At 41.6% G+C, this 16,722-nt stretch carries 11 protein-coding genes, 1 tRNA gene, 2 rRNA genes, 1 other RNA gene and 1 other annotated feature; of the genes, 4 read left to right on the top strand and 11 right to left on the bottom strand.

The window, feature by feature from the left end:
• Nucleotide 1 precedes the first annotated feature (1 nt).
• From dnaX to tadA, 3 genes are all read right to left on the bottom strand, one after another.
• The gene (gene dnaX / locus QUG14_RS18120; RefSeq protein ID WP_289341860.1) at nt 2-1,690 is read right to left on the bottom strand and encodes a DNA polymerase III subunit gamma/tau; all 1,689 of its coding nucleotides are present in this window, start codon (nt 1,688-1,690) and stop codon (nt 2-4) included.
• 123 nt (nt 1,691-1,813) lie between these two features.
• Nucleotides 1,814-2,079: signal recognition particle sRNA large type (gene ffs / locus QUG14_RS18125), an RNA gene on the bottom strand.
• Nucleotides 2,080-2,168: 89 nt separating this feature from the next.
• Nucleotides 2,169-2,666: a tRNA adenosine(34) deaminase TadA gene (gene tadA / locus QUG14_RS18130; RefSeq protein ID WP_483310739.1), complete on the bottom strand. Its 498-nt coding sequence runs from the start codon at nt 2,664-2,666 to the stop codon at nt 2,169-2,171.
• A gap of 123 nt (nt 2,667-2,789) precedes the next feature.
• Here tadA and QUG14_RS18135 point away from each other — a divergent pair, with 123 nt between their 5' ends.
• The 3 genes from QUG14_RS18135 (at nt 2,790) to QUG14_RS18145 (ending at nt 5,632) form a co-directional block, all read left to right on the top strand.
• Nucleotides 2,790-4,076, top strand: a complete 1,287-nt coding sequence (locus QUG14_RS18135; RefSeq protein WP_289341861.1) for a glycoside hydrolase family 18 protein — start codon at nt 2,790-2,792, stop codon at nt 4,074-4,076.
• A gap of 196 nt (nt 4,077-4,272) precedes the next feature.
• A complete protein-coding gene (locus QUG14_RS18140; RefSeq protein ID WP_289341862.1) occupies nt 4,273-4,920 on the top strand; it encodes a deoxynucleoside kinase in 648 nt (215 codons plus the stop codon).
• A 16-nt stretch (nt 4,921-4,936) separates the two neighbouring features.
• Nucleotides 4,937-5,632 (top strand): deoxynucleoside kinase, encoded by a 696-nt coding sequence (locus QUG14_RS18145; protein WP_289341863.1) that lies wholly within the window; start codon nt 4,937-4,939, stop codon nt 5,630-5,632.
• A 108-nt stretch (nt 5,633-5,740) separates the two neighbouring features.
• Here the strand turns inward: QUG14_RS18145 and QUG14_RS18150 are convergent.
• From QUG14_RS18150 to guaB, 6 genes are all read right to left on the bottom strand, one after another.
• Nucleotides 5,741-5,833: transfer RNA gene (locus QUG14_RS18150), tRNA-Ser, on the bottom strand.
• A 65-nt stretch (nt 5,834-5,898) separates the two neighbouring features.
• Complete coding sequence (serS, locus tag QUG14_RS18155; protein ID WP_289341864.1) at nt 5,899-7,179, bottom strand: serine--tRNA ligase; 1,281 nt, start codon at nt 7,177-7,179, stop codon at nt 5,899-5,901.
• A 176-nt stretch (nt 7,180-7,355) separates the two neighbouring features.
• Nucleotides 7,356-7,578, bottom strand: a binding site (T-box leader).
• 51 nt (nt 7,579-7,629) lie between these two features.
• Nucleotides 7,630-8,217 (bottom strand): pyridoxal 5'-phosphate synthase glutaminase subunit PdxT, encoded by a 588-nt coding sequence (gene pdxT / locus QUG14_RS18160; protein WP_289341865.1) that lies wholly within the window; start codon nt 8,215-8,217, stop codon nt 7,630-7,632.
• Between the two features lie 4 nt (nt 8,218-8,221).
• Nucleotides 8,222-9,103 carry a pyridoxal 5'-phosphate synthase lyase subunit PdxS gene (gene pdxS, locus QUG14_RS18165; protein WP_289341866.1) on the bottom strand — a complete coding sequence of 294 codons (882 nt, stop codon included), beginning with the start codon at nt 9,101-9,103 and terminating at the stop codon, nt 8,222-8,224.
• Between the two features lie 171 nt (nt 9,104-9,274).
• Nucleotides 9,275-10,591, bottom strand: a complete 1,317-nt coding sequence (locus QUG14_RS18170) for a D-alanyl-D-alanine carboxypeptidase family protein (RefSeq protein WP_289344180.1) — start codon at nt 10,589-10,591, stop codon at nt 9,275-9,277.
• Between the two features lie 175 nt (nt 10,592-10,766).
• Nucleotides 10,767-12,233 (bottom strand): IMP dehydrogenase, encoded by a 1,467-nt coding sequence (gene guaB, locus QUG14_RS18175; RefSeq protein WP_289341867.1) that lies wholly within the window; start codon nt 12,231-12,233, stop codon nt 10,767-10,769.
• Nucleotides 12,234-12,338: 105 nt separating this feature from the next.
• On the opposite strand from guaB, the gene QUG14_RS18180 reads away from it, so the two are divergent.
• Nucleotides 12,339-13,280 (top strand): YaaC family protein, encoded by a 942-nt coding sequence (locus QUG14_RS18180; protein WP_289341868.1) that lies wholly within the window; start codon nt 12,339-12,341, stop codon nt 13,278-13,280.
• A gap of 248 nt (nt 13,281-13,528) precedes the next feature.
• On the opposite strand, the gene rrf is transcribed toward QUG14_RS18180, so the two are convergent.
• Both rrf and QUG14_RS18190 read right to left on the bottom strand, forming a co-directional pair.
• A 5S ribosomal RNA gene (gene rrf / locus QUG14_RS18185) occupies nt 13,529-13,644 on the bottom strand.
• Between the two features lie 80 nt (nt 13,645-13,724).
• Nucleotides 13,725-16,661: ribosomal RNA gene (locus QUG14_RS18190) — 23S ribosomal RNA — on the bottom strand.
• Nucleotides 16,662-16,722 lie beyond the last annotated feature (61 nt).

The raw sequence follows: 16,722 nt of genomic DNA on the forward strand, positions 1-16,722 counted from the left end.
GTTAATCAACTATTTCTACGAATTCAGCACCAAATAAGTTTTTAGCTTCCGCAATATGCGGTTCTTCTTCTGATTTTGATTCAGTAGATTCACCTTCAACGTTATGCTGAGTGCTTAAGAAGTTTTCTCGAATCGATGTCCATTGGTCTTCTGGTACCCCTAACACGAGATACCTATTTCCTGTTAGTTCTTGAAGAGCATGAGTAATCGTTTCGATAAACCGGTTATTATCCATTGCCATTTGACAGTGAATTTCATGTTTAAATTTTAAAATAAAAGCATTGCTTGAAGCAGCTGCTGGCTCCGCTTCATTTAGTAAGGCTGCATGAGATTTCATTAAACGTCCTCTCATTTCACCCCACCTGCTTTTAATTTGAGTTAAGTCATTCTTTGTTGCATTCTTTAATACTTCATTGATTCTTCCAACTGCTGGCTGGAATCCTTTTCTTGAAGATCTTTGTGCAGGTTTTTGTGTCGTCTGCGGTGCTGCCTCTCCAACAACAACAGGTCCATTCGTTTTAAGCTGTTGCACTTCATGCTCAAGATGTTCTATCTTGGTTAGAAGTTGAGCTATTTGTCCAGAAGGTAGCTGCTCTACCTGCTTTCCTTCCGTTTGACACAACTTAACAATTGCAACTTCTAGAAATATTCTCGGGTGGTTTGTCCAACGCATATCCTGTTGGGTTTTATTTAACAATTCTATAAGTTGATATATTTGATCATAGGGTACAGCCTCAGCGATTTGACGGAACTCCTCATCCAACAAGACTCTATCTAATGATTCTTCAAGATTTGGTGCTGTTTTGTATAGCAGCATATCTCGATAGTATAAAATAAAATCCTCTATAAATCGTGATGGATCTTTACCATGAAATAATAATTCCTCTAAAGCTTCTAAACCACTGGCTACATCCTTCTCAAGAACAGCTCTCGCTAGCTTGTTTAAAAAACCTTGAGAAACAGAACCTGTTACGGTTAATGCATCTTCAACCGTTACTACTTCCTGACTAAAGGAAATAGCTTGGTCTAATAGACTTAATGCATCCCGCATACCACCTTCAGCCGCTCTAGCAATCATCTTTAATGCGTCTTCTTCACAATTAACTCCGGTTTCATCTACGATTAGCTTCATACGATTTACAATAGATTGTGCCGTAATTCGTCTAAAATCAAATCGTTGACACCTAGAGATAATCGTTAATGGTATTTTATGCGGCTCAGTTGTTGCTAATATAAAAATAACATGCTTGGGCGGCTCCTCCAAAGTTTTCAATAATGCATTAAAGGCACTAATCGATAGCATATGCACTTCATCAATAATATAGACCTTGTATTTCACCGAGGTAGGAGCAAACTTTACCTTATCTAGAACATCTCGCATTTCTTCTACCCTGGAGTTGGAGGCAGCGTCAAATTCAAGCACGTCCGATATCGTTCCATTCGTAATTCCCTTACAGGCTGCACATTCATTGCAGGGTTCAGAAATCGGTGCTCGTTCGCAATTTACTGCCTTCGCCAAAATTTTAGCTGCACTAGTTTTACCAGTTCCTCGCGGTCCGTTAAATAAATAGGCATGAGAGATTTTTTGTTGAAGTAGAGCGTTCTGTAATGTTTTGGTTACATGTTCTTGTCCTACTACATCAATAAATGCCTGAGGACGCCAAACACGATATAAAGCCTGATAAGCCAAAAACATCGCCCCCTTCAAAATTTCTATCCAGTCTATTATAACTTATCCTTTTTCCTTTTTTCAAAAAGAATACAAAAAAACTCATCTCGTAATTAAGATGAGTTGTTTTTACATTATAAACTGCCGTGCACCTTCCGTCGACTTCGCACCCATAGGCGCTGCTTAAGCAGTTAGCTCGGCCCAGGCCACCCTGCGGCACATGGGAGCTTCCACTTAATGCTGCTTCCTTCCGGACCTGACATGGTTCATGGATTCCCATTGCGCAGGACCCGGGCGTCAACACCACTTACTTAAGGCGGACCCTACAGGATACCAGCCTCGGGAAGGGATTCAGCCTCGCTAGAGCGGATTGCGAGTACAGGGCACCGCTACCTCCCCGCCTAGCACGGCAAAGTTGATAATAATTTTAGGCGCCATATCTGACGCTTTTTTAGTATACTAACTTTCAACAAAAAAATCAATCTTTAACGATTGTAAATTATTGTAAAGATTGTTTTTTTGCTATCTTCCTTTCCTCTCGAAGCTTGCGAAAGAAGTCTGATAGCAGTTGACCACACTCTTTTTCCAATACACCAGTGGTTACCTGACTTTGATGATTAAACCGCTCATCCTGTAAGAGATTCATAAGGGTTCCTGCGCAGCCCCCCTTTGGATCTTTTGCACCATACACTACTCTTTTTACCCTAGATAGAATAATCGCACCTGAACACATAGGGCAAGGTTCTAGTGTTACATAAAGATGCGCATTGTCCAACCGCCATGAACCTGTTTCTTGACATGCTTTTTCAATAGCCAAAACTTCTGCATGGGCTATTGCGCTTTGTTTACTCTCTCGTAAATTATGTGCACGGGAAATAATTTTCCCATCGATAACGATAATTGCTCCAATCGGCACCTCTGCTAGAGATTCTGCCTTTCTTGCTTCCTTAATGGCTTCGTTCATATAATATTCATCTGAAAATTTTTCAATAGTCATGAGGATTCCGCCTTACGTTTTCTTCATTTGCATAGTCCATTTGATATTTTTTCCCATTATATCATGATTCTATAATGTCACTCATAGAATAGATGTAGTGTTCTTGCTTAGGAGGGGAAGAAAATGCAAATTCATATTGTGAAAAGTAACGAATCATTAACGACCATCGCCAGGGCATACAATACGACGGTTAATGATATTGTTGAAGCAAATGACATCCCTAATCCAAATAATCTTGTCGTCGGTCAAGCAATGGTTATTCCAATCGTAGGCAGTTTTTATTATGTACAGCCTGGAGATAGTCTGTGGTCAATTGGACAAAAAGTAGGTGTACCCTATCAACAGATTGCTTCCGTTAATCGTATTTCCTTAAACCAACAGCTTTATGTTGGCTTTCGGCTTTATATCCCACAAGCACCAAAGAGAAGGGCAGAATTTAATGCTTATGTAGAACCCCGCGGCACCTCTGTGGCCCCAATCCTAGAAAGCAGCGCACGGGAAGCAGCACCCTATTTAACTTACCTAGCCCCATTTAGTTTTCAAGCTCTTCGGGATGGATCATTAAAGGAACCCTTATTAAATAATTTTCCAGCCATTGCGAGAGCCAATCGGAATGTTTTAATGATGGTCATCAATAACCAAGAAAATGATCAATTTAGCGATGAATTAGGCCGTATTTTACTTAATGATATCCCGATTCAAGATAGATTCTTAAATAATATTGTGGCTACTGCAAAGAAATACGGTTTTCGAGATATTCATTTTGATTTTGAATTTTTACGGCCCGCAGACCGTGAAGCCTATAACGCATTTTTACGAAAAGCAAAAGCACGGTTCCAAAGGGAAGGCTGGTTAATGTCAACTGCCCTTGCCCCTAAAACAAGTGCTACACAAAAGGGAAAGTGGTATGAAGGCCATGACTATCGGGCACACGGTCAGATCGCTGATTTTGTTGTTATTATGACCTACGAGTGGGGCTACAGTGGAGGTCCTGCCATGGCTGTTTCCCCCATAGATCAGGTTCGAAGAGTGTTAGAATATGCGATAACGGAAATGCCCCCGAATAAAATTATGATGGGACAGAACTTATATGGATACGACTGGACACTTCCATTTGTTCAAGGCTCTGTGGCAAAAGCAGTAAGTCCACAACAAGCGATTGAACTTGCAGCTAGGTACAAGGTTCAGATCCAGTATGATACTAAAGCACAGGCTCCTTTCTTCCGATATACTGCTGAAGATGGCAAGCGGCATGAGGTTTGGTTTGAGGATGCCCGCTCTATTCAGGCAAAGTTTAATTTGATTAAAGAGCTAAAGATTCGAGGAATGAGTTACTGGAAGCTGGGCTTGGCATTTCCACAAAATTGGCTACTAATTGTCGAGAATTTCAATGTGGTAAAAAGAGGTTAATACCTTTTCACAACATAAACTGCCTTAATTCGGCAGTTTTTTCATATTATCGACATTAAAATTTCTTCTTCTACAATTTCCATATCCCTTCCTGTATCAGATTATGATAATATATTATTTGTGCCATAAAGTAAGTTACCAGTATCATGCTGGATAAACATAGAAATTGTAGGCAGTTGGAGAAGGAGGACATGCAATGGGGTATACTCCCTTTATTACCGTTGAAGGGCCGATTGGTGTAGGTAAGACATCTCTTGCAAAAGCCATTTCAGATCAATTTAATTTTGCTTTATTAAAAGAGATTGTTGACGAAAATCCATTTTTGGGAAAGTTTTATGACAATATTGAAGAGTGGAGTTTCCAAACAGAAATGTTTTTTCTTTGCAATCGCTATAAGCAATTAGGGGATATTAATACCCACTACTTAAGTAAAAGTCAGGCTGTAGTTGCAGATTATCATATTTTAAAGAACTTAATTTTTGCACAGAGGACTTTAAACCCTGATGAATATCAAAAATACTACAAAATATATCAGCTCCTTACAGAAGACATGCCAAAGCCAAATGTGATTATTTATCTTAATGCAAGTTTAGATACTCTTCTAAGACGAATTAAAACACGAGGACGCGAAGTAGAAAAAAATATCAGCCCCTTATATTTAGAGCAGCTTTCGATTGACTACGAACAAACCATAACGCGCTTTGAGCAATCACATCCAGAAATTCCTGTTCTTCGTTTTAATGGTGATGAATTAGATTTTGTTAAAAATGAAGATGATTTACATTATATTATTGAAAAGCTTATAGGCTCATTAAAGAAAAGCAGCACGACAAACATACGATAAGAATTGGGGGATGTAAGTGAGTATCGTTATTGGTGGTATGATAGGTCTTGGAAAAACAAGTGTGGCTGACACATTAAATGCACATTTTAAAAGAAATGGAATTGAGAGTAAGGTTTTTTATGAAGCTGTTGATGATAATCCAATTCTTCCGCTTTATTATGAATTAACACCTAAAGAACTAGATGCAAGAAGAATTCCTTTCCTTTTACAATTATTTTTCTTAAATAAACGTTTTAAAACAGTTAAAGATTGCGTGAGTTGGAGAGAACCTATTTACACGATACAAGATCGCTCCATTTATGAAGATTGGTACTTTGCTTATGTAAACAAAAATCTAGGCAGGATTTCTGAACTAGAATTTAAAATATATGAAGATCTTGTTGAAAACATGATGGAAGAGTTAAATGAACTTCCTAAAAAGGCTCCTGATTTAATGGTTTATTTAAAAGGTTCCTTTGATACCGTAATTGATCGTATTATGGCCCGAGGCCGAAGCTTTGAAATTAATCCTGAACTAAAAGAGTATTATTTTGAAGTTTGGAAGGGTTATGACGAATGGGTTATTAATAACTACAATGCCAGTGATGTTTTGATTATTGACATGGATAATACTGATGTTATTAAAAGACCAGAAGATGCGATAAGAGTTTGTCGTGAAGTGGATGAGCGATTAAAAGAAATCTTAAATATAACAAAGGCACATATTGGTTAATCCAATATGTGCTTCTTTTTTATTGTTATAAAAAAAAACATAAAAAATCCGCCCAATTGCTTGGAACGGATTTTATCTCCAATTTTATGCGCGAATATTAAAAGTAAATGGAGGAGGAAGAGGGATTCGAACCCCCGCGCGGTTTGACCCGCCTGTCGGTTTTCAAGACCGATCCCTTCAGCCAGACTTGGGTATTCCTCCATATTGACAAGATATATATTATCACATAATATTCATCTCTGTCAACACATGTTTAAAACATTTTTTTATTCTGGCGCGATAACTTCTTTATTCCCCATATATGGACGTAATACCTTAGGAATAACTACACTGCCATCCTCTTGCTGGTAATTTTCTAGGATAGCGGCGACAGTTCTTCCAATTGCTAAACCAGATCCATTTAAGGTATGAACATGTTCTGGTTTAGCTTTTGGGTCACGGCGGAATCTTATATTAGCACGACGGGCTTGAAATGCCTCAAAGTTACTGCAAGAAGAAATTTCACGGTATGTTCCATAGCTCGGTATCCATACCTCAATATCGTACTTTTTCGCAGCTGTAAAGCCAAGGTCGCCCGTACACATGCTCAACACACGATAAGGTAATTCAAGTAATTGCAGAACACGCTCTGCATCACTTGTCAACTTCTCAAGCTCTTCATAAGAATCTTCCGGTTTCACAAACTTTACAAGTTCCACCTTGTTGAACTGATGTTGACGAATTAATCCACGAGTATCACGTCCCGCAGAGCCAGCCTCAGAACGGAAACATGCGCTGTAAGCCGCAAAGCGAATTGGGAGCTCATCTCCGCTTAATATTTCATCGCGGTGGAGGTTGGTGACAGGCACCTCTGCTGTCGGAATTAAAAAATAATCTTCATTTTCAATTAAAAACGCATCTTCTGCAAATTTTGGCAATTGCCCTGTACCCGTCATACTCGCACGGTTTACCATATATGGCGGTAAGATTTCCTTATAGCCATGTTCATCGACATGCAAATCCAACATAAAGTTCATAAGTGCGCGCTCTAAACGTGCCCCAAGGCCTTTATAAAAAACGAAGCGGCTTCCTGTAACCTTGCCCGCACGTTCAAAGTCAAGGATACCTAGATGGTCCGCAACGTCCCAGTGCGGCTTCGCTTCAAAGTCGAAGTCACGAACATGTCCCCATTTTCTAATTTCTATGTTTTCATCCTCTGTTTCACCAATTGGAACACTTTCGTGAGGAATATTTGGAATGCTCATTAACAATAAGTCTAGGGTTTCTTCGACACTGCGGAGCTCCTCATCCAAAACTTTAATCCTTTCACCCACCTCACGCATTTCAATAATAAGATGGTCAGCATCTGCTTTTTCACGCTTTAAAGCAGCTACCTGCTGGGAAACTTCATTTCGCTTGCTCTTCAATTGTTCAGCCTCAACGATTAAATCACGTCTTCGCTGGTCTAGGTCCTCAAATTTACCAAGGTCGGTTAAGTCCTCTCCACGATGCTGAAGCTTTTCCTTTACCTCTGCAAAATTAGCTCGTAACAACTTAATATCTAACATCTTTTCCACTCCTTAATTATTAAGCGTAAGCGCCTTGAACAGGGGCGACAGGCATAAGACGAGCCGGCGGAAAGGTTGCCTTTTAACCTTTTTGTCGGATTGGCTTAGACCTAAGAGCCTCTAGGCGCTGCAGCTAGATTAATAAAAAATAAATACAAAAAACTCCCGTCCCCAAAAACAGGGACGAGAGTTACCCGCGATACCACCCTGGTTGACAGATATTAGTCTGTCCACCTCGAAAAAAATTAACGGTTTTTACCGAAAGTACTTACTGACCCGTATCGGGTGTTCCGCACTTTACTCGAGGACGGATTCACAAGCTTCAAACACCGATTCACACCAGCCACCGGCTCTCTTTAGAATGAACTTCCTGTTACTATTTCCTCTCATTGCTTTAACTTTATTTATTTATTAAAAATTTACTATAATTATCCACCAAATGCAATCAAATTATACCAATTGTTTTGCTTTTGATTCCTTTACCATGTCAACAAAGTAAGCCGTAAGGTCATGGCTATCTGTTAATTCCGGATGGAAGGAACATCCAAGATATTGACCTTCTCGAGCAGCAACAATTCGATCATTATGCTTTGAAAGGATCTCAACTTCTGAGCCAGCCTCAACGATGTGCGGTGCACGAATAAAGACCGCAGGGAAGTTCTCAGCTACATCTTTAATCGCGAGGTCTGCCTCAAAGCTATCGACTTGGCGTCCAAAGGAATTGCGTTCAACTGTAATGTCCATCACGCCAATATGCGGCTCTTGGCCAACAAGATTTTTGGCCAAAAGAATAAGACCTGCACAGGTACCAAACATAGGTTTACCTTCAGCAGCAAATTCCTTCAATGCGTCCATAAAGCTATATTTATCAATCAATCTTCTCATTGCAGTACTTTCACCGCCAGGAAGGATGAGTCCATCTACTTCTTTTAACTGTTCAACCTTCTTAATGGCGATTCCCTCTGCACCACATTCCTCAACAGAACGTACATGCTCGCGGACAGCACCTTGTAAGGCGAGTACTCCTATCTTAACCATAATCCTACCAACCTCTGTCTTGCATGCGTGCTTCGGGAGCTAGAGACGAAATTTCAATACCTTTCATTGGTGTTCCTAGGTTCTTAGAAAGCTCAGCAATTAATTTATAGTCTTGGTAATGAGTCACTGCTTCAACAATGGCTTTTGCGAATAAAGCAGGATTCTCTGATTTAAAAATACCAGAACCTACAAATACTCCATCTGCACCTAACTGCATCATAAGTGCAGCATCAGCAGGTGTAGCAACGCCGCCAGCTGCAAAGTTAACTACAGGAAGGCGTCCTAGACGTTTAATTTCAAGAAGTAATTCAAATGGTGCACCTAATAGTTTTGCTTCTGTCATAAGCTCATCTTCATTCATTCCAACTACTTTACGAACCTGTCCATTTACCTTGCGCATATGGCGGACGGCCTCAACGATGTTTCCTGTTCCAGGTTCACCCTTCGTACGAAGCATTGAAGCCCCTTCACCAATCCTGCGGGCAGCTTCGCCAAGGTCACGGCAGCCGCAAACAAACGGAACTGTAAAATCGCTTTTATATAAATGATACTCTTCATCAGCTGGAGTTAAAACTTCACTCTCATCAATATAGTCAACGCCCATCGCTTCAAGCACACGTGCTTCAACAATATGGCCAATTCTAGCTTTCGCCATTACAGGGATTGATACTGCATTTAGTACTTCTTCAATAATTCTAGGATCAGCCATTCTGGCAACACCGCCAGCTGCACGAATGTCCGATGGTACACGCTCTAATGCCATTACCGCCACCGCGCCTGCCTCTTCAGCAATTTTTGCCTGCTCTGCATTAACAACGTCCATGATGACGCCGCCCTTTTGCATTTCAGCCATTCCTCGTTTAACTCGATCCGTACCTGTTTTCACTTTAAATCCCCCTTGTTATATGTACTATTAGAAATATTACAAAAAATTTTTCTACACTCTTAGGAAATTGTATTAATTCAGTCGGAATTAGATTGTTCCCATAAAAACATTAAAGCAACAAAAAAGGATCCCTGTCAAGACAAGAATCCTTTGTTAAATATTTCCTTACTATTAAAACCAGCCTTTAACCGTAGAGGAGATGCCGTCCCATAGACTTCCAAAGAATCCGCCAATTCCTCTCATCATTAAAACAAACCAATTGGACTTCTCTACATCTTCAGCCGCAATCACATCTACTTGAACCTTCTTTTGCCCCTCTGCTGTTAAGAAACTAAGTTTCTCTCCATTTTTAGGCTCAATGGTTAACGTACCAATTTTATCACCTTTTTTAATTGGAGCTGTCAATTCACCATTTTTATTGACTTTCTTTTTATCTAGAACCAATATAGGTTGATAATTTTCCTTTTGCCCATTTAACACTACCATGTTAATCGCTTCTTTTGTATGAATCTTAACATTGTCTTCTTTCCCTTTCGTAACAGGTACAGTTTTTTGCTTCTTCACCTGATAATTCTTTGGAAAGATTTCTTCTTTTGTAAAGTTGCCGAAAGCGAAATCAAGCATTTTTCGAGTTTCACCGAAACGTGCCTCATAGCTTCCTTTACCTTCTGAGTCCTTCGCATTTTGAACAACTGTGATATAACGTTTTCCGTCTCTCATAGCTGTACCAGCAAAGCAGTAGCCCGCAAAGTCAGTTGTTCCTGTCTTAAGGCCGTCCATACCTTCATAGCCAAAAACTAAACTTGGTAACATCCAATTCCAGTTTTCCATCTTAATCTGGTCATCAGTACCTTCTCTAAACGTCATTTTAGGGGTACTTGCTGTTTTTAATACATCAGGAAACTCATTAATTAAGTGGAAGGCCAATTGAGCAACCGCACGTGCAGACATAACATTCTCTTCTGTTGCTTCTGTTCCTTCCGGATGCAATCCTTTGTAATCCACATTATTCAAACCAGTGGAATTAACAAATTTAAAATCTGCTAATCCTAACTCTTTACCTTTTTCATTCATCAACTTAACAAAATTTGACTCCGAACCAGCAATAATTTCTGCAAGGGCTATGGTTGTACCATTTGCAGAGTAAATGACCATTGCTTCGTATAACTCACGGACATTGTACTTACCGTCTGCTCTTAGAGGAACATTAGAAAGACTGCGATCTTGAGAAACGTCGTAGACAACCTCACTTACTGAATACTCTTGATCCCATTTCACCTTACCACTTTTAATTGCATCTAACAGAATATATTCCGTCATCATCTTTGTCATACTAGCGATTCCTAGTACACTATCAGCATTCTTTTCATACAAGACCTTACCTGTTTCTGCATCTACTAAAATAGCTCCATCTGCATTAACATTTATTGGTGCAGTTTCTGCTTCTACCTTATTTAAGCCTGTAAAGAGGCTAAAAAACATGAGCATTGCCAAGGAGCTGGCAAGAAGTTTACGAGAAAAAAGTTTGTTCACAATAACGCCCTCCAACGAATTAATACACTTTGATAATTTTAACATAACTAAAGTTCAAATCATAGACAGATGAAAGGACTATCTTTTTACAAAAAAAAGACAGAGAAGCTAGAGCCTCTCTGTTTTACCCTTATGATAATGAGTAATTTGGAGCTTCTTTTGTAATTTGAACATCATGAGGGTGACTTTCCCGTAGGCCAGCGCCTGTCATTTTTACAAACTGGGCATTATTTCTTAACTCTTCTAGGTCCTTTGTTCCACAATAGCCCATACCAGAACGTAAACCGCCGATTAATTGGTAAATGGTTTCAGCTAATGGCCCCTTATATGGTAAGCGACCTTCAATTCCTTCAGGAACAAACTTCTTATTATCCTCCTGGAAATAGCGATCTTTCGAACCCTTTTCCATTGCTGCTACAGAACCCATGCCTCGATAGACCTTAAAGCGGCGACCTTGGAAAATTTCTGTTTCGCCAGGACTTTCTGTAACGCCTGCTAGCATACTTCCTAACATAACAGCATGGCCGCCTGCTGCTAGCGCCTTAACGATATCTCCTGAATATTTAATCCCGCCATCTGCAATAATGGTTCTGCCGTGCTTATTAGCTTCTGTAGCACAGTCATAAACGGCTGTGATTTGTGGTACACCTACACCAGCTACTACACGGGTTGTACAAATGGAACCTGGTCCAATCCCAACCTTAACGACATCTGCGCCTGCCTCTATCAAATCCCTTGTTCCCTCTGCAGTTGCTACATTTCCAGCAATAATCGTTAAATCAGGATATTGGCCCCTTATTTCCTTAACAGTATCTAACACACCCTGTGAATGGCCGTGTGCAGTATCAACAACAATTACGTCGACATTTGCCTTTACCAGTTTTTCAACCCTAAGCATAGTATCTTTTGTTACTCCAACAGCTGCACCAGCTAATAACCGCCCTTGCTTATCTTTTGCTGAATTAGGAAATTCAATTACTTTCTCGATATCCTTTATGGTAATTAATCCTTTTAAAACTCCTTGATCATCCACAAGTGGAAGCTTTTCTATCTTATATTTTTGAAGGATTTTTTCAGCCTCTTTTAATGTGGTTCCTACTGGAGCCGTAACGAGGTTTTCTTTTGTCATAACATCTGAAATCTTAAAAGAGTAATCTTGAATAAAACGTAAATCTCGGTTGGTGATAATTCCTACAAGCCTTTGCTCATCAAGATTATTTACGATTGGTACACCTGAAATTCGATATTTGCCCATTAAATGCTCGGCATCATATACTTGATGCTCTGGAGTGAGGTAAAACGGATCAGTGATGACTCCACTCTCAGACCTCTTAACTTTCTCAACCTGTTCGGCCTGCTGTTCAATCGTCATATTTTTATGGATGATTCCCAAACCACCCTGACGAGCCATCGAAATAGCCATTTCAGCTTCTGTTACTGTGTCCATCCCTGCGCTAATGATTGGGATATTTAACTTTACCTTATTCGATAACTCAACTTGAAGACTTACATCACGGGGCAGTACTTCTGATTTACCAGGAATTAATAAGACATCATCAAACGTTAAACCTTCTTTTGAAAATTTACTCTCCCACATTTTTATGGCCTCCAAGAAAAAATTTTTAATTGTAGGTTATCAATTGGACAAAATACTGTCAAGGAGAACGATTTAGTCTAATTTTTCTGAAAAAGGTGATTTCCATTGGCTGCTGACTATAAAGGCTGGAAAAGCTTTGCGAGTTTTTATTCTGCAGAGCATTGCCAGTCCTATTTAAAAAACAATTACAAAAAGATTAATCTTGAAAATCCAGAACAAAAAAGCTACGAAAATTGTTATGCCTTTCTTTATTATCTCGAGCATGGTCAAATTTATTATCAACAGGCAGAAAGTGCGCCGCTAATTTTAAAACCCATTTTGCTTTTCTATGGTCTTGTTCATTTAATAAAAGCATGTATTCTAACGGTTGATCCAGCTTATCCAGAAACAACCTCTGTTTTGGCTCACGGAGTTTCAACAAGAAAAAGAAAAAAGCAAAACTACCAATTTTTCCAAGATGAAGTGAAATTTCAAAAAAATGGCCTTTTCCCTTTTATGTCAGAAAAGATGTTCCACATGAAACAATTGGAAGGGGATAAAATAACGATGGAAGAGCTGCTAGAGCTCATTCCTGAACTAGATGACTTATTTATGGTACATGAGTCGAAAAGCACTTTTACACCCATATATACTCAAAGCGGGCAATTGGTAGTACCTGAAAAAATTTTGGATCATTATCACATGACAGAAGACAGACTGAAGGAATATCTAACCACAAAATCAGGAAATCAAATCGAATTTTTAGGGGAAGGATTAATATTTCAATATAGTAAGACGCCATTTACTGGTATTTCACCGATTAAGTTTCACCTAGAAAGCAGTTCTTATGTAATGCCGATAAAGAAGGAAAATTTATTTCTATACCCTGAGTTATTGGTTCATTACCTCTTGCTTTATAATTTAAGTATGATTGCAAGATATGAAACTGAATGGTGGAGTGAACTTACAAAAATGATGCCAAACCGTGATTATCCATTTATTAAAACCTTTTTAGATATAACGTTAAAGAAGGGACCATTTTTGATTTATGAGTACTTGATGAACTAAAATATTTTGGATTTACTTGGAGATAAAAAACTTTTATACCCTATACTCATGCAAAATCAAGTTAGGGAATCAAAAGAGTAGTTTGGATCCCTCGTCCCTTAAGAAATCCAATTTAGGGAATCAAAAGGTAGTTTTGGTTCCCACTACTCCTTAATAATCTAGTTTAAGGAAATCAAAAGATGATTTGCTTCTTTGTCCTTTCGGACAACACAAAAAAACACAACCATAATTAGGTTGTGTTTCATTTTGCCTGGCAACGTCCTACTCTCACAGGGACAAAGTCCCAACTACCATCGGCGCTGAGAAGCTTAACTTCCGTGTTCGGTATGGGAACGGGTGTGACCTTCTCGCCATTGCTGCCAGACTATAAAATTTGAGGTTTTCATTCCCTCAAAACTAGATAATTTCAGAAGAAGTTTGTAAAACGAGTTTCGCTTTTAAAAATTGGTTAAGTCCTCGAACGATTAGTATCAGTCAGCTCCACATGTTACCACGCTTCCACCTCTGACCTATCAACCTGATCATCTTTCAGGGTTCTTACTAGCTTGACGCTATGGGAAATCTCATCTTGAGGGGGGCTTCATGCTTAGATGCTTTCAGCACTTATCCCGTCCGCACATAGCTACCCAGCGATGCCTTTGGCAAGACAACTGGTACACCAGCGGTGCGTCCATCCCGGTCCTCTCGTACTAAGGACAGCTCCTCTCAAATTTCCTGCGCCCACGACGGATAGGGACCGAACTGTCTCACGACGTTCTGAACCCAGCTCGCGTACCGCTTTAATGGGCGAACAGCCCAACCCTTGGGACCGACTACAGCCCCAGGATGCGATGAGCCGACATCGAGGTGCCAAACCTCCCCGTCGATGTGGACTCTTGGGGGAGATAAGCCTGTTATCCCCGGGGTAGCTTTTATCCGTTGAGCGATGGCCCTTCCATGCGGAACCACCGGATCACTAAGCCCGACTTTCGTCCCTGCTCGACTTGTAGGTCTCGCAGTCAAGCTCCCTTGTGCCTTTACACTCTGCGAATGATTTCCAACCATTCTGAGGGAACCTTTGGGCGCCTCCGTTACTCTTTAGGAGGCGACCGCCCCAGTCAAACTGCCCACCTGACACTGTCTCCCACCCCGATAAGGGGTGCGGGTTAGAATTTCAATACAGCCAGGGTAGTATCCCACCGACGCCTCCACCGAAGCTGGCGCTCCGGTTTCTCAGGCTCCTACCTATCCTGTACAAGCTGTACCAAAATTCAATATCAGGCTACAGTAAAGCTCCACGGGGTCTTTCCGTCCTGTCGCGGGTAACCTGCATCTTCACAGGTACTATAATTTCACCGAGTCTCTCGTTGAGACAGTGCCCAGATCGTTACGCCTTTCGTGCGGGTCGGAACTTACCCGACAAGGAATTTCGCTACCTTAGGACCGTTATAGTTACGGCCGCCGTTTACTGGGGCTTCGATTCAGAGCTTCGCTTGCGCTAACCCCTCCTCTTAACCTTCCAGCACCGGGCAGGCGTCAGCCCCTATACTTCGCCTTGCGGCTTCGCAGAGACCTGTGTTTTTGCTAAACAGTCGCCTGGGCCTATTCACTGCGGCTCTTCGAGGCTATTCACCTCAAAAAGCACCCCTTCTCCCGAAGTTACGGGGTCATTTTGCCGAGTTCCTTAACGAGAGTTCTCTCGCTCACCTTAGGATTCTCTCCTCGCCTACCTGTGTCGGTTTGCGGTACGGGCACCTTTTATCTCGCTAGAGGCTTTTCTTGGCAGTGTGGAATCAGGAACTTCGGTACTATATTTCCCTCGCCATCACAGCTCAGCCTTTACGGTAAGCGGATTTTCCTACTTACCAGCCTAACTGCTTGGACGCGCATATCCAACAGCGCGCTTACCCTATCCTCCTGCGTCCCCCCATCACTCAAACGATAAAGAGGTGGTACAGGAATATCAACCTGTTGTCCATCGCCTACGCCTTTCGGCCTCGGCTTAGGTCCCGACTAACCCTGAGAGGACGAGCCTTCCTCAGGAAACCTTAGGCATACGGTGGACGGGATTCTCACCCGTCTTTCGCTACTCATACCGGCATTCTCACTTCTAAGCGCTCCACCAGTCCTTACGGTCTAGCTTCAACGCCCTTAGAACGCTCTCCTACCACTGACACCATACGGTGTCAATCCACAGCTTCGGTGTTACGTTTAGCCCCGGTACATTTTCGGCGCAGAGTCACTCGACCAGTGAGCTATTACGCACTCTTTAAATGGTGGCTGCTTCTAAGCCAACATCCTGGTTGTCTAAGCAACTCCACATCCTTTTCCACTTAACGTAAACTTTGGGACCTTAGCTGGTGGTCTGGGCTGTTTCCCTTTTGACTACGGATCTTATCACTCGCAGTCTGACTCCCACGGATAAGTCTTTGGCATTCGGAGTTTGTCTGAATTCGGTAACCCGATGAGGGCCCCTAGTCCAAACAGTGCTCTACCTCCAAGACTCTTACAACGTGAGGCTAGCCCTAAAGCTATTTCGGAGAGAACCAGCTATCTCCAAGTTCGATTGGAATTTCTCCGCTACCCACACCTCATCCCCGCACTTTTCAACGTGCGTGGGTTCGGGCCTCCATCCAGTGTTACCTGGACTTCACCCTGGACATGGGTAGATCACCTGGTTTCGGGTCTACGACCACATACTCATACGCCCTATTCAGACTCGCTTTCGCTGCGGCTCCGTCTCTTCAACTTAACCTTGCATGTAATCGTAACTCGCCGGTTCATTCTACAAAAGGCACGCCATCACCCATGAACGGGCTCTGACTACTTGTAGGCACACGGTTTCAGGATCTTTTTCACTCCCCTTCCGGGGTGCTTTTCACCTTTCCCTCACGGTACTGGTTCACTATCGGTCACTAGGGAGTATTTAGCCTTGGGAGATGGTCCTCCCAGCTTCCGACCGGATTTCTCGTGTCCGGCCGTACTCAGGATCCACTCAGGAGGGAACGAAGTTTCAACTACAGGGTTTTTACCTTCTATGACGGACCTTTCCAGATCGCTTCATCTACCCCGTTCCTTTGTAACTCCATGTTGAGTGTCCTACAACCCCAAGAGGCAAGCCTCTTGGTTTGGGCTATGTCCCGTTTCGCTCGCCGCTACTCAGGGAATCGCGTTTGCTTTCTCTTCCTCCGGGTACTTAGATGTTTCAGTTCCCCGGGTCTGCCTTCAATACCCTATGTATTCAGGTAAAGATACTGCTCCATTACGAGCAGTGGGTTCCCCCATTCGGAAATCTCCGGATCAAAGCTTACTTACAGCTCCCCGAAGCATATCGGTGTTAGTCCCGTCCTTCATCGGCTCCTAGTGCCAAGGCATCCACCGTGCGCCCTTTCTAACTTAACCTAAAAGGTTATTTTCTTCTTAATTGCTTAAGAGAGAAAAACTAATGTGGCGATTCTCGGTT

It is taken from the genome of Neobacillus sp. CF12 (assembly GCF_030348765.1).
Lineage (GTDB): Bacteria > Bacillota > Bacilli > Bacillales > Cytobacillaceae > Neobacillus.